Consider the following 12,463-nt stretch of genomic DNA (forward strand, 5'->3'; position numbering starts at 1 on the left):
ACCATCGCCGAGCACCTGGGCGTGACCCCGGTGGGACTGCCCACGGGAGCGGGGTATTCCGCCGGTAACAGGTTGGTCGACGCCTACCTCGCGGCTACGGGTAAGTCCGCGGCCCAGGCTCTGCACGCCGACAGCGCGGAAGTAATCGCCACCGCGCTCGCGGCGAACCGGTAGGCGCCGTCCCTCCGGCCGTAGTCCGGATCGCGACGAACGGGTTTAGCGTCGAATTCTCACCGCGGATACGACTTCCGCTCCGCGGCCACACCACATTCGTCGCCGCCTGCGCCGTGCGCCATCCACCCCGTACTCGGCTTGAAACAACCGGATCGCGAAGACAGCACCAACAGGGCGTGCCGCCCGGCGGTTGATCGCTTCAGCGGCCGGGCGTCGTTCTCAGCTCTCATGACGACTGTTCAACGAAGTCGGTCGGCAAGTCGGGTCAGCAATGGCCGCTGGCCGGTGCTCAGCTTGTCGTGGGCGGTGGTCAGATCGAACCACTCGACCCGATCGACCTCGGGGAAAGCGCGGTACTCGCCCGACCGCGGCGGCCATTCCATCTCGAATGTCCCCGGCACCATCCGCGCCGGATCGAGCTCGCCCTCGACCGCCCACACCGTGACCTGCTTCTTGCTCCGCCCGCTGCCGTAGCTCACTTCACCCAGCGCGATCCATTCCCCATCGGGCACCGGCACTCCCAACTCCTCGTCGAATTCGCGGGCGGCGGCGACGCCGGCCTCCTCGGTCTCCGGCTCGTACTCGCCCTTGGGGATCGACCACGCCCCCGAATCCTTACGCGCCCACAGCGGCCCGCCCATATGCCCCAGCAGCACTTGTACCTCCGGCTCACGACGAAAAAGCAGAACTCCGGCGCTGTATTTCATGGCGTGCAGTCTGCCGGACGACGCCGCCGCGGTGCGAAGTGCGGCGCGGCGCCCGACCAGGTGTACCAAACCACGGACCTCGGTGGGGGTCTCCCTGTGCCCCGATCAGTGCGCGGCCACGGGCCGTTTCAGCGCCGCGAGCAGTTTCGCGCGGTCCTCGGGCGAGCCGGTCCACTTCTCGTCGTCCTCGACGATATCGGCCAGGGCCCGGAAAACCACGTCGAGCAACCCCGGGAATCGGGCCTGCAGGTCCGCGTAGCGCAGGCGCATCACTCTGGTGCGTCCGGTGACCGTCGTCCGGGTGATGCCTGCTTCGCGGAGGACTCGGTAGTGGTGCGAGAGCGTGGATTTGTGCAATTCGATGTTCTGACTGAGTTCGCCGCAGTTCTCGCCCTCGTCGGCGGCCAGGCAGGCCACCAGTTGGAGCCGGATCGGGTCGGACAGCGCGTGCATGACCGCCGCCAGCTCGAGGTCGGCGGTATCCGGGTGCGACAACTCGGCGGGCACGAACGCGCCTCCCTCCAACTCTTGACAGTTTGAGAATCATACAACAATGATTGTTGGGCAAGTTTCAAACAATTAGGAGGCAGCATGCCCGGAGAAGCACGCACACCCATCGCGGTCCTGGGGCTGGGACTCATGGGTTCGGCGATCGCGAAAACTTTCCTGACCGCGGGGCATCCGACGGTCGTGTGGAATCGCACCGGGGCGAAGGCCGATGCGCTGGTCGAACTCGGTGCCACCCGGGCGTCGTCGGCGGCCGCGGCGGTCGCGGCCGCTCCCCTGGTCGTCGTCTCGCTGCTCGACGACGACGCGGTGGGCGCGGCATTGCGCGACGCGGGTCCGCAGCTGCGCGGGCGGGCGCTGGTGAACCTCACCTCCTCGGCCCCCGAGCAGTCGAGAAGGCGCGCCGCGTGGGCCGGCCGGCACGGGGCCGAGTATGTGGACGGCGCCGTCATGGCGGTGCCGCAGGGCATCGGCACACCGGACGCGCTACTGCTGTACTCGGGTTCCGAAAACGGTTACCGCGCAGCGGAACCGGCCCTGCGCACACTTGCCGAGAAGGGCACCTACCTGGGCGCGGACCACGGGCGCGCCGCCGCGTTCGACGCATCGCTGGTGTCGGTGTTCTGGCTCTCGTTCTTCGGTGTGTCCCTGGGCATCGCCCTCGCCGAGGCCGAAGGGATCAAAGGCAGCGAACTCGTCCCGTTCACACCCGCCGTGGTCTCGCTGCTGCCCGATATGGCTGCGCAAACCGCCGCACAGGTCGAAGCCGGGCACTATCCCGGCGACGACACCTCCATTTCCTCGGCCTACACCGCGTTCACCACACTCCGCGAAGTGATCGCGCGCCACGGCATCGACACCGGCGTGCTCGACGCCACGGGCGAGGTCTTCCGGCGCGCGCTGGCGGCGGGCCACGGGACCGAGGGGCTCGCCCGTCTGGTCCCGGTACTCGCCGGGGATCGCTGAGGGTTCACACCGGTCTCGACGCCGAACGATTCTTGGAAAGCCGGTCGCCGTTCAGCGTCTTCCGGGCAGTTCGATCGCCGCGGGCCCTCGGAGCCACCACCGCCCGCAGGGCCGGGAGCGACCGGACTCCATCACCGGCCCCGGGCGGGAGCGGGGACGCGGGCCCGCGGATGAATATCGAGACTTCGGATCGGCTGCCCGGGCGCGCGGCGGATTTCGGAGTCCTCGCCGGTAGGCTGCGGGCTTTCCCGGTCCGCCGCCGCAACCGGGGTGTCGGCGGAGCCGGTCTCGTAGGCGCCGGCGACCAGTGCGGCCCGCAGATGCCACAGGTCACGGGCGCTGGCGGGGTCCAGACCGGTGTACCGGGCGATACGCCGCAACCGGTAGTCCAGGGTATTGGCGTGAATGCCCAGCACGCGGGCGGTGCGCCGGCGGTTGCGATCGTTGTCCAGATGCGTGGCCAGGGTGTGCAGCAGGTCGGCATGGGGCAGCAGCGGTGCCAGGTCTGCCGCCAGACGCTTGCGCGCGGGCCCGGGCCGGGTGATCTGGTATTCCACGGCCAGATCGGCCAACCGGTACAGACGGGCGGGTCGGCGCAGTCGCTGGGCGAGGTCGAGCAACTCGTGCGCGCGGCGGGTCGCGTCGGGCACCTCGTCGTGCCGCGCGTGGACCACGGTGGCGAGCAACGATCCACGCACCGCGCTCTGCAGCCGGTCGAACAACCGGGTGACGGCGAGATCATCATGCGCCCGATCGGGAAGCAGGACCGTGCCACCGGCTTCACTGAGCCGGGCCAGCGGCATATCGCCGCCGCGGGCGAGTTCGGCGCGCACCCGGCGCAGCCGGCGCTGCGCGTGCGGGGGGGTGTGCCCGTCGTCGCCGGGTTCGCCCGCCGGGACCGTGAGGTCCAGGGCCAGCACCGCGTACACGGCCGCCTCCCGGAAGCCGCTCTCGCGCGCCGTTCCCGCCGTGCTCGTACCCGAGATCAGCGCGGTGGTCAGCGCCTCGGCACCGGCGTAGCGCGCGACGGTATGGGCCCGGAACTCACGTAGGTAGGCCTTGGTGAAGGTGGTGATGACGCGATCGAGTACTTCGCCAAGGCGTTGACCCACGACCACCATCGCCGGACCGTCGGCGGTCCGGGCCCGCCGGGCGAGCAGATCCAGCACGAACCGGAACCCGCGGTGGATCGAATGCTGCACCGCCTCCAGTGCCACGCCCTCCGCGGCCCAATCCTCGATCTTCCGGTGCAGTGGTGCGGGCACCTCCCCCACGCCGCCGTCCTGTAGCGCCGCGGCCACCAGGTCCAGGCATCCGGCTACCACCTCGGCCGCGTCACGCCGCCCCACCCCGCACGGCATCAGCGCCGCCGGCTCGGTCCCGCCCTCGGCCGGGGCCAGATGGTCCAGTAATTGCTGGGACAATCGGTGACCACGGTGCAGATGCCCGACCGCGGGTATCCCGGCGATCTCCAGTTCCCGAGTTGCGTAAGGGCTGCCCGTCAGCACCGACCTCGACCTCCTTTGCCGACGCGTGCCCGGAGCCGACAGCAGCACCCGGGCCCGCATCCATATCAGTAAAAACTGTAACCGACGGTGAGCTGCACCACAACGCGCACCGTGTTCCCCCCGGTGGACAGCGCCGATTTCGAACCAACTGTCGATTTGAATCAGCATCTACTGAGACAGTGTGGTTGAGTTAACCGTGATTCGGCTTGGCGGACCGGTGCGCAGGAGGACGATGACGACGCAGCCCACACAGGAATACCGGGTCGCGGAACTGGCCGAAGCAGCCGGTGTCGCGGTGCGGACGATCCGCTACTACCAGGAGCGGGGCCTGCTCGACGCGCCACGGCGGCAGGGCCGCCACGCCTACTACAACCACACCCACCTCGAGCGGCTGCGACTCGTCGCCGACCTGCTCGCCCGCGGCCACAGCCTCGAAGGCATCGCCGACCTGCTCAGCAGCGCCGAGCGCGGCGGCGGGGTCTCCGAACTGCTGGGGTTCGAATCGGCGGCCTCGGAGGCCTGGGGCGACGGGGAGGTCACCATCGACCTCGAGCAGATGCTGATCCGCTTCGGCGACCAGGCCACCCCGGAAGCCATCTCCGAAGCCGTCGCGCTCGGCTACCTGCGTATAGAGGAGGACCGCTTCGTCTACTCCAGCGGACGGCTGCTCGAGGCCGCCACCGCGTTCGTGGCCACGGGTATCCCGCTGCGCTCGATACTCGCGTTGAGCTGGGAACTGGAGGCGGCGTTCGACCGGATGGCCTTCGCGTTCGTCCGGGAATTCCGGACCCACCTGCTCGGCCGGGTCCTGGAGGACCCCTCCCCGGCACGGGTCGACCAACTCGCCGATGCCCTCGCCCAGCTCCGGCCGCCCGTGCGCCTGGTCGCGGACGAACTGCTGGCACGCGCCATGGACCGCCGTATCCACGCGGACCTACCCGAAGTCTCCCAGCAGCTCAGCGAGGCCGCCGGCGCCGACCTCCCGTCGGACGGACCCCACCCGTGATCACATACATACTCGCCGCGGCCGTCGTCGCGGAGGCCGCCGGCCTGATCGTGCTGTGGCGGTTGCTGGTGCGCAGCCGCCACGAAGTAGCGGAACTCCAGCGCAGGCCGGACACGCGACAGCTGTTGATGAACAGCGGGCGGGAAGCGGTGAAGACCGTCTGGCAGACCGCGAGCCTCGTCCGCGCGAAAGGTCTTCGCGCGGCGGTACTCAGCTCGATCGAAGACCTGGCCGGCTGGGCACAGGTCGAACGCCCCGATCTGGCGCGGCTGACCGCCGAGGGCGATGTCGTGATCGCCTTCTCCGATATCGAGGGATCGACCGCGCTCAACGAGCGGCTGGGTGACCGGGCCTGGGTCGCGCTGCTCGGTCGCCACGATCGGCTGATCCGCAGATCCGTCGCGGCACGCGGCGGTCATATCGTAAAGAGCCAGGGAGACGGCTTCATGATCGCCTTCGGCGACGCCGAACAGGCGGTGCGGTGCGGCCTCGAAGTCCAGGCGGCGATCGGCACCATCGCCGGGCCCACGGGCGGTGTGCGCGTGCGTATCGGTATCCACCTGGGCAGATCGGTGCGGCGCGGCGACGACCTCTTCGGACGGAATGTGGCCATGGCCGCCCGGGTCGCCGGTCAGGCGCACGGCGGCGAGATCCTGGTCAGCGAGGAAGTACGCGACGCCGTGGCCGCTGCCCCGGATATCGCCGTCGCCGCCACCCGCGAAGCCGAACTCAAAGGATTTCGCGGCAGCTACCGCCTGTATGCGGTCGCCCCGGCGGACTGAAACCCGTCCGCGCCCGGCGCGTGGCGGAGCCGGATCAGCTCGCCGGGGGCTGCGCCGGTATCGGCAGCTTCTGCTCGCAGACCTGCTCCACGAATTCGCCCGTCGTCGCCGCGGGCAGATGCCGCGCGATATCGGCCTCGGTGACGATCCCGATCAAGCGGCCCTCCTCGGTCACCGGGAGCCGCCGCAGCTGATACCGCTGCATCATCGACAGTGCGTCGGCCACGTCGATATCGGCGGCCGTCGTATGCAATTCGTCGGCCTGGGCGAATTCTCCGGCGGTGGAGGTCGCCGGGTTGTGGCCGAGAGCCACGCAGTTCACCACGATGTCCCGGTCGGTGACGATCCCGACCGGCCGCCCCTCGCCGTCGCAAATCGGCAGCGCGCCCACATCGCGCTGCCGCATCTGCTGGGCGGCGGTGGCCATGGTGTCCCGCACGCTGATGCTCACCACTGCCGGATGCATGATGTCACGCACTGTGGTCATACTTCCTCCTGGTTTCGAGGTCGTTGCCTGTCGTTCGATCATCACGCTCCGGCGGGGCCGGCTCGGCGCTACCCGATTGACTCCCGGAAGGCCGTGCCCTCCTGGAACGCCTGCGCGACGTCGGCGAATTCAGCGACCGGGTGGACCTGATATTCGGCGATCATGCCGAATTTCTGGGGACCGTCGAGCAAATCCATCGGGTTGTCGGTCTCGATCACCGCGAATCCGCCGGTGCCGTCGAGCCGGCCGACCATCTGGTGATAGGTCACCCCGTCGGCCGGTTTCCAGCTCCCGAACACTTGCAAGGCACGCTGAATACTCGCCTCGTTCTCCGCTGCGGAGCCGTTCCAACGATACGTCCACGAAACCACGTATTTCATCTGTCCTCCCAGAGATGTTCCGAAGATGTTGTTCGCACGCCGGGCAGCCCGCCCGGAAATGCGGACCACCGGCGCGCCGGGCCGGACTCACCTCCTCTCCGCGCTTGTTCCGGTCCTTCTCACACCGTCGCCGCGATACCGCTGTGGACGGCCTGCGCGACGGCCGGATGGGAGGTCTGGTCGAGCCACGCCGTACGGATCGGTCCGCGCAGATTCATGATCCACCCACCTGAGGAGTCGGTCGCCCATCATCCGCTGTCACCGAAGTCTGCCCAGGCGGGCGTCACGCTCACTGTCCGTTCGTGATAGCAGAAAAGAATAACTTGTGTCCGTCACCGGGTTGTCACAGCACTCGTCACCCCGGGTACCGATTCGACCACCATCCTCGAGGACCTCCGCGTACCCACCCAGCCGCCACCGGTCACACCGCAACGCACCGGTGACACCCGGCGCGCGACGCTGTACCGATGAGTTCGCGCCCGCCGCCCCTCGGCCTGTGCCTGGTGCGGCTCGAATCGCAGCCACCGCACATGCTGATCACAGTCGTCACCGACTACTGCGGTCTCCCCGGCCTGGAACAGCGCCGCGATTTCCTCGACGACACAGCCGGGGCCACCGAAGCGGTCCGTGCCTATCTGCTCGCCTTCCTCGCGAAGGCGGACGAATGACTCTCCTGCCGGACCCACGACCGCCGCTGCTGTCACCGAGCCTGTTCGAGCGCACCACGCCGGGCGGTATCTTCCGCAAAGGCGTCCGGGGCGGCACCGACGGCGAACTGTTCCCCCATTTCGACGCCATGACCAGCAAGGTGCGCGCGGCCTCCGACCACACCGCCCGCTATGCCGATATCGGCATCTCCTGAGCGGGCCACCGCGTCATGCGGCCGACAGGGACGCCAGGAAACAGGGCAGGGTCGGCGGATACTGCATGGTGCAGACGAGGCCGGCCGCCACGGCGGGGTTCTCTCGTTCCGTCACGCCGGGCTGCTCGAGCGGTAGGGCCGGAGACGGAGCCGCGGTGGCGAGGGGGGCCGCCAGGAGAAAAGCGGCGAGAATTCCGCCGCGAACAGCATTGCGCACGATGCTTCCTTTCCGAGTGACGTCCCGACCCGCACATGTTCCAGTGTGCCGGAAGACGACCCGCCCGCGCGGCCGACCTGTGCCGGCACCGAACGGATTGCGGCGCCGGGTTCGGGGAACTCCTGGACAACCGACTACATCCGAACGAATGGTTCCCGGTGGTCAGCCGCACGATTACGCGGCGTCACCCGAACAGCAGGAGGTGTTGCGTTGTCTGTGGACCGGCACGACGGAGAGGCCGTGACGGGCATCGAACAGCCCGGCGACCCGGCTCGGCCCCGTGCGGCCGCAGAACGGTTCGCCGTCCGGAGCGTCGCGGCGTTGCTCGCGACGGTGGGCGCCGGTATCGGGTTCGGAGTGCTCACGGCGCTGGTCCGGGTGCGGTGGCAACCGTTGCAGACCGCGGATCAAGCGGTCGCCGACCGGGTGACCGCAGTCGTCGCCGGACACCCGGTCATGCGCGATATCCTCTTCGCTGTCACCGATCTCGGCGCGACGCTCACGTTGGTCGGAGTACTCGCCGTGGGTGTGCTGTGGCTGCTCCTGCGCCGTCTCCCGCGGCTGGCCGTTCTCGTAATGCTCACCGGCGCGGGCGGATTGATCCTCAACCCCGTCGTCAAAGAGCTCGTCGCGCGGCTACGGCCGGTGGTGGAGACTCCGGTCTACCGCACGGACGGGTGGAGCTTCCCCAGCGGGCACGCCATGAGTTCCCTGGTGTGTTACGGCATTCTCCTCCTGGTTTTCGCCCCCGTCCTGGATACGCGGGCCCGGCGCGTGGTCTCCGGGTGCGCGGTCCTGCTGGTGGTGGCTGTCGGGCTCAGCCGGATAGCGCTGGGCGTGCACTACCTCAGCGATGTTCTCGCGGGCTGGCTGCTCGGGTCGCTGTGGCTCGCCGCGATCACTGTCGCGTTCCACAGGTGGCGTGGTGACGCCGGACTCGGCGACGCCGGTCCGCTGCCCGGCGATGTAGGGCCGGACGAGCGAGACGACCTGCGGCCGGTCCCGGAACGGCACGCCCCCACGATGCCCCACCCCTGGCGCGGGTTCGGCGAACTGGCGGTCGCGTGGGTGCTGCTCGTGGGGCTGCTCATCGGGATGGGCAAGCTGGTACGCGTCGCCGGAACCGGCAACCCGGTCGCCCGTTGGGATCACAGTGTCGTGTCCGCACTGGCCGCCCACCGCGGTCCCGCTCGCACCTCCGTGCTCGACGTGTTCGGTGAAATCGGCAACACCGCGGCGGTCGTGACCGTCGCCCTGGTCATCGCCGCACTCGCGGTGGCGGTCCTGCGCAGCCGGCGACCGGTACTGTTCCTCGGCGTCGCACTGCTGGGCGAGGTCACGCTGTTTCTCACCGCCTCCGCGATCGTCGACCGCCCACGCCCGGAGGTCACCCCGCTCGACCCCGCACTGCCGCCGACCTCGAGCTTTCCCTCCGGACACCTCGCCGCTTCCCTGACTCTCTACGCAGGCAGCGCCGCACTGCTGTGGTGTTCCACGCGCCGCCGGCCGTATCGGCTCCTCGCGGTCGCGATGCTCCTGATCCCCGCTCTGGTGGCGGTACAGCGGCTGTATGCCGGTGCGCACCATCCCACCGACCTCCTCGGCTCGGTCCTGCTGGCCTCGATATGGACCACCGTCGCCTGGTGGGTCGTCCGGCCGCTCCCGGCCCGCGCGGCGGCTACCCGCGAAGTTTCAGCAGCAGGTAGGCCGCCATGGACGGACCGTCGGTGAGCGCCCCGGTGCGCAGCATCGCCTCCACCTCCGACTCGGGGAACCACTGCTGGCGCATATCCTGTTCGGTGTGCTCGCGGTTCGGTGCGCCGGGCGTCAGCTCGGTGGCGAGGAATACGTGACAGCCCTCCCCGGTCATCGCGTTCGCGCAGTGCAACCGGCCGAGCCGTTCCAGTCGGCCCGCGGTGAATCCGGTCTCCTCGGCGAGTTCGGCCGCGGCCAGTTCCTCCGGGCTGCCGGTCACGCCCTCGGGAAAGGCCCCGGACGGGAACTCCCACGACCGCGCCCGCACGGGATAGCGGTACTGCTCCACGAGGTGGAAACCGCCGTTCTCCCACGGGATGACGAGCGCGAAATCGGGTTTGTCGATCACCGAGTAGAGCCCGGGCGACCCGTCCGCGTGCTCGATCCGGTCCTCGCGCAGCGACAACCACGGATTCCGGTAGACGACCCTGGACGACAACGTTTTGATGGACACTTCTCCAGTGTCCCGCCTCGTCTGTGCCACCGGCCCGTACCGTGCGATTTCCCGGCGATGATTCATGCCGGACACTCGCGCCACTCGAACAGGGCCGTCGTCCGTCCGGACCGCCGCGTTCCCACTACCTGCACGGAATCGGAAACCTGGTGCGGCACAATTGTTCCGGGGCGGGTCAGGTTCCTGGATTCCCCGGCCGCCCGGTCACCGGCCTCGACGACCTTCGTGATTCCGGCGCGCGGCGGCTCCGCGCCGCCGCAGCTCTGCTCGCTCCAGCCAGGTGTAGACCGCGTCGTACCCGGCGATGCCGAGCGCGATCAACCCGATAAGGCCGGTGATCACCGTGGCCGGGATCAGGCCCAGCGTTCTGCAGAGCACGGCGGCGACCACGAGCCCGATACCGACGATGAGGCTCCACTTCCCGATGCTGCTCATGCCTCCACCGTTTCTCCGGGCGGCGTAGCCACCCGGTCCGAACCGCTCTCCAGAAACTTGTACCGCATCACTCTTCGTTCGTCGAAGCCGTTGAGCACAATTCACAAGTCGGGCCGGAACTAATGTCCCCTTCGCACGAACCTGCACCATGCCGGAACCGGCCGGCTACGGAAGGCTACGGCCGGTGTCGGTCCGGCGGGCATGTGGTCGGAGATCTCCGGAACCGGGGAGGGATTTTCTTCGTTGACATGGTGTCCCGCCAAGCGTGGCCGAGTGCACGGGGCGAAAAGGCCCACGGTATGGGGTGGGCGCGGACGTCGGCCACGGTGTAATCATCGGCCGGTGTTGGCAACACAACCATAAATAGTGTTGCCGTGTTACATTCGAATGGGCCCCTGGAGGGCGACCGTTCGGTATGTGATGGAGGCGCGATGACGATCGATACCGCCCTCTCGCTCGGTGTCCAGCCGGTCGGCGCGGACACCGACCGGCCCAGCATCCCCCGCGCCTATGACTACAGTCTGGGTGGCAAGGACAACTACGAGGTGGACCGTTCGGCCTTCGAGCGAATCCGGCGAATAGCGCCCCGGCAAGGCGATGTTCACGTCACGAACCGGCGCTGGCTGACCCGTGCCGTGCGATCGCTGGCCGAGGGCGCCGGCGTCCGGCAGTTCCTGGATCTCGGCGCCGGACTGCCCACCCGCGATCCCCTCCATGTCGTCGCACAGGAATGCGGGCGCGGCGACGTGGAGTTCGTGTACATCGACAACGACCCGCTCTGTGTCGCCCACGGCCGGGCAATGCTGGAGCGCAACGAGAACACCCATTACCTCCCCGGCGACCTCACCGATCCCGCGGCGACAGTGGACAGGGCCGGCCGCCACCTGGACCTGCGGCAGCCGGTCGCGGTCCTGCTGGGCGCGGTCCTGCACCACGTCGCCGACGGCGACGATCCGGCAGGCATCGTGGCCCGGTATGTCGATCTGCTCCCCGCCGGCTCGTACGTGGCGATCACGCATTACTGCGATCCCGGTCCGGGTCGTCCCGAACTCCACGAACTGGCCCGGGAGCTCGAACGGGCGCATGTGCTGGAGGAATTCGGCTCGGGACGGTACCGGAGCCCGGAGCACATCCGCGCGCTCTTCGGCTCGCTGGACCTGGTGGAGCCGGGACTGACCCCGCTGGACGAATGGTGGCCGCAAGGGCCGCCGGTCCGCGCCGCGGCACCCGAAGAGCACCTCATCCTGGGCGGACTCGGATGCAAGCCGGGACGTTACGTCGAACCCCTTCGGCTCGTCTGCCGATGAGATCCCCGGCGCCCGGGCCTCAGCCCACGTAGCGGCGAGCCGGGGACCGGCGTTGCGACTCCTCCAGCCGGACCAGACCTTCTTCCACACACGGCGGCACGACCTTGCGCTCCCGCAGCACCCAGGGCAATCCGCGCAATGTCTCCAGCACGGCCGCGGCGGTCGCCCGGTCGGCCGGAGCGGACCCGAGCACCACCGCGGTCCGGCGGGCCGCACTACGTACCGGGCGGCGCAACCACAGCGTCCACAGGGTGTTCCGGATCCCGAGGCCGCGGCGACGCGTCGAATCCCTTTTCCCGGACGGGGCGTGGTGGATCACCATGTCCGGGATCCAGCACATCCACCAGCCGTGTGCCGCGAGATCCAGTGCGAGCAGCTCCTCCTCTCCGCCGAACCACAGCCGCGGCGAGAAACCACCGACCTCGGTGAACGCGCTGACGCGGAAGGCGGACAGACCCGCCATGATGCCGAGCAGCGCCGGCCCCGGCAGCCAGTCCGGACCGGCGACCGGGGAATCACGCAACTCCGGGGTGATCGGATCCTCGCGCAGATCGGGCGCGACGAGACAGCGCCCGGTCACCGAGCCCAGCCCCGGGTATGCGTCGAGCAGGTCCGCGGCGCGGGTCAGCGCGCCCGGCTGCCACTGCGTATCGTCGTCGCAGAACGCCACGTAGGGTGTGCGCGCCCGCCGGACCGCGATATTGCGGGCCACCGCGCCGAGATTCTCGGACGCGCGGACGAGTCCGACCGAGGGGAACCGGTCGGCCACGGCGTCCGCGGTGCCGTCGGAGGACGCGTTGTCGACCAGGACGATCGGCGCCGCGTCGGGCAGTGTGGTCATATGCGCCAAGGTTTCCAGCAGTTGGGTACGCCGGTCGCGGGTGATGATGACGACCGTCATCCGATCGGTGGCCAT

17 protein-coding genes are annotated in these 12,463 nt (G+C 69.1%); 8 read left to right on the plus strand and 9 right to left on the minus strand.

Features of this window, described 5'->3' with window-relative positions:
• The first annotated feature begins 30 nt into the window (after nt 1-30).
• Entirely contained in the window at nt 31-174 is a 144-nt protein-coding gene (locus AB0H42_RS17975; RefSeq protein ID WP_357057300.1) for a hypothetical protein, read from the plus strand.
• 239 nt (nt 175-413) lie between these two features.
• On the opposite strand, the gene AB0H42_RS17980 is transcribed toward AB0H42_RS17975, so the two are convergent.
• Together AB0H42_RS17980 and AB0H42_RS17985 are read right to left on the minus strand one after the other, a co-directional pair.
• Nucleotides 414-881, minus strand: a complete 468-nt coding sequence (locus tag AB0H42_RS17980) for an NUDIX domain-containing protein (RefSeq protein ID WP_357057022.1) — start codon at nt 879-881, stop codon at nt 414-416.
• 105 nt (nt 882-986) lie between these two features.
• The gene (locus tag AB0H42_RS17985; protein ID WP_357057025.1) at nt 987-1,388 is read right to left on the minus strand and encodes a metalloregulator ArsR/SmtB family transcription factor; all 402 of its coding nucleotides are present in this window, start codon (nt 1,386-1,388) and stop codon (nt 987-989) included.
• Nucleotides 1,389-1,472: 84 nt separating this feature from the next.
• Between AB0H42_RS17985 and AB0H42_RS17990 the strand changes: the two genes are divergently transcribed.
• Nucleotides 1,473-2,354, plus strand: coding sequence for an NAD(P)-binding domain-containing protein (locus AB0H42_RS17990; RefSeq protein ID WP_357057028.1), 882 nt, complete (start codon nt 1,473-1,475; stop codon nt 2,352-2,354).
• 131 nt (nt 2,355-2,485) lie between these two features.
• On the opposite strand, the gene AB0H42_RS17995 is transcribed toward AB0H42_RS17990, so the two are convergent.
• The gene (locus AB0H42_RS17995; RefSeq protein WP_357057030.1) at nt 2,486-3,862 is read right to left on the minus strand and encodes a helix-turn-helix domain-containing protein; all 1,377 of its coding nucleotides are present in this window, start codon (nt 3,860-3,862) and stop codon (nt 2,486-2,488) included.
• A 232-nt stretch (nt 3,863-4,094) separates the two neighbouring features.
• On the opposite strand from AB0H42_RS17995, the gene AB0H42_RS18000 reads away from it, so the two are divergent.
• Nucleotides 4,095-4,868 carry a MerR family transcriptional regulator gene (locus AB0H42_RS18000; RefSeq protein ID WP_357057032.1) on the plus strand — a complete coding sequence of 258 codons (774 nt, stop codon included), beginning with the start codon at nt 4,095-4,097 and terminating at the stop codon, nt 4,866-4,868.
• On the plus strand, nt 4,865-5,650 hold the full coding sequence (locus tag AB0H42_RS18005) for an adenylate/guanylate cyclase domain-containing protein (RefSeq protein WP_357057034.1): 786 nt from the start codon (nt 4,865-4,867) through the stop codon (nt 5,648-5,650). The genes AB0H42_RS18000 and AB0H42_RS18005 overlap by 4 nt, the downstream gene beginning before the upstream one ends.
• Before the next feature lie 34 nt (nt 5,651-5,684).
• On the opposite strand, the gene AB0H42_RS18010 is transcribed toward AB0H42_RS18005, so the two are convergent.
• Together AB0H42_RS18010 and AB0H42_RS18015 are read right to left on the minus strand one after the other, a co-directional pair.
• Nucleotides 5,685-6,137, minus strand: coding sequence for a CBS domain-containing protein (locus AB0H42_RS18010; RefSeq protein ID WP_357057036.1), 453 nt, complete (start codon nt 6,135-6,137; stop codon nt 5,685-5,687).
• A gap of 68 nt (nt 6,138-6,205) precedes the next feature.
• Nucleotides 6,206-6,586 carry a DUF3303 family protein gene (locus AB0H42_RS18015; protein ID WP_357057038.1) on the minus strand — a complete coding sequence of 127 codons (381 nt, stop codon included), beginning with the start codon at nt 6,584-6,586 and terminating at the stop codon, nt 6,206-6,208.
• Between the two features lie 398 nt (nt 6,587-6,984).
• Here AB0H42_RS18015 and AB0H42_RS18020 point away from each other — a divergent pair, with 398 nt between their 5' ends.
• Together AB0H42_RS18020 and AB0H42_RS18025 are read left to right on the plus strand one after the other, a co-directional pair.
• Nucleotides 6,985-7,185: a hypothetical protein gene (locus AB0H42_RS18020; RefSeq protein WP_357057039.1), complete on the plus strand. Its 201-nt coding sequence runs from the start codon at nt 6,985-6,987 to the stop codon at nt 7,183-7,185.
• Nucleotides 7,182-7,379, plus strand: a complete 198-nt coding sequence (locus AB0H42_RS18025; protein ID WP_357057041.1) for a hypothetical protein — start codon at nt 7,182-7,184, stop codon at nt 7,377-7,379. Before AB0H42_RS18020 ends, AB0H42_RS18025 begins: the two co-directional genes overlap by 4 nt.
• Before the next feature lie 13 nt (nt 7,380-7,392).
• On the opposite strand, the gene AB0H42_RS18030 is transcribed toward AB0H42_RS18025, so the two are convergent.
• Nucleotides 7,393-7,596 carry a hypothetical protein gene (locus AB0H42_RS18030; protein ID WP_357057043.1) on the minus strand — a complete coding sequence of 68 codons (204 nt, stop codon included), beginning with the start codon at nt 7,594-7,596 and terminating at the stop codon, nt 7,393-7,395.
• 240 nt (nt 7,597-7,836) lie between these two features.
• Between AB0H42_RS18030 and AB0H42_RS18035 the strand changes: the two genes are divergently transcribed.
• Nucleotides 7,837-9,327 (plus strand): phosphatase PAP2 family protein, encoded by a 1,491-nt coding sequence (locus tag AB0H42_RS18035; RefSeq protein ID WP_357057045.1) that lies wholly within the window; start codon nt 7,837-7,839, stop codon nt 9,325-9,327.
• Here AB0H42_RS18035 and AB0H42_RS18040 read toward each other — a convergent pair.
• Entirely contained in the window at nt 9,275-9,805 is a 531-nt protein-coding gene (locus AB0H42_RS18040) for an NUDIX hydrolase (protein WP_357057047.1), read from the minus strand. The two genes, AB0H42_RS18035 and AB0H42_RS18040, sit on opposite strands and share 53 nt — an antisense overlap.
• A gap of 204 nt (nt 9,806-10,009) precedes the next feature.
• Nucleotides 10,010-10,240: a hypothetical protein gene (locus AB0H42_RS18045; RefSeq protein ID WP_357057049.1), complete on the minus strand. Its 231-nt coding sequence runs from the start codon at nt 10,238-10,240 to the stop codon at nt 10,010-10,012.
• Nucleotides 10,241-10,671: 431 nt separating this feature from the next.
• On the opposite strand from AB0H42_RS18045, the gene AB0H42_RS18050 reads away from it, so the two are divergent.
• The gene (locus AB0H42_RS18050) at nt 10,672-11,547 is read left to right on the plus strand and encodes an SAM-dependent methyltransferase (protein ID WP_357057051.1); all 876 of its coding nucleotides are present in this window, start codon (nt 10,672-10,674) and stop codon (nt 11,545-11,547) included.
• Between the two features lie 19 nt (nt 11,548-11,566).
• Here the strand turns inward: AB0H42_RS18050 and AB0H42_RS18055 are convergent, their stop codons facing one another.
• Entirely contained in the window at nt 11,567-12,463 is an 897-nt protein-coding gene (locus tag AB0H42_RS18055) for a glycosyltransferase (RefSeq protein WP_357057053.1), read from the minus strand.

It is taken from the genome of Nocardia sp. NPDC050799 (genome assembly GCF_040654015.1).
Taxonomy (GTDB): Bacteria; Actinomycetota; Actinomycetes; order Mycobacteriales; family Mycobacteriaceae; genus Nocardia.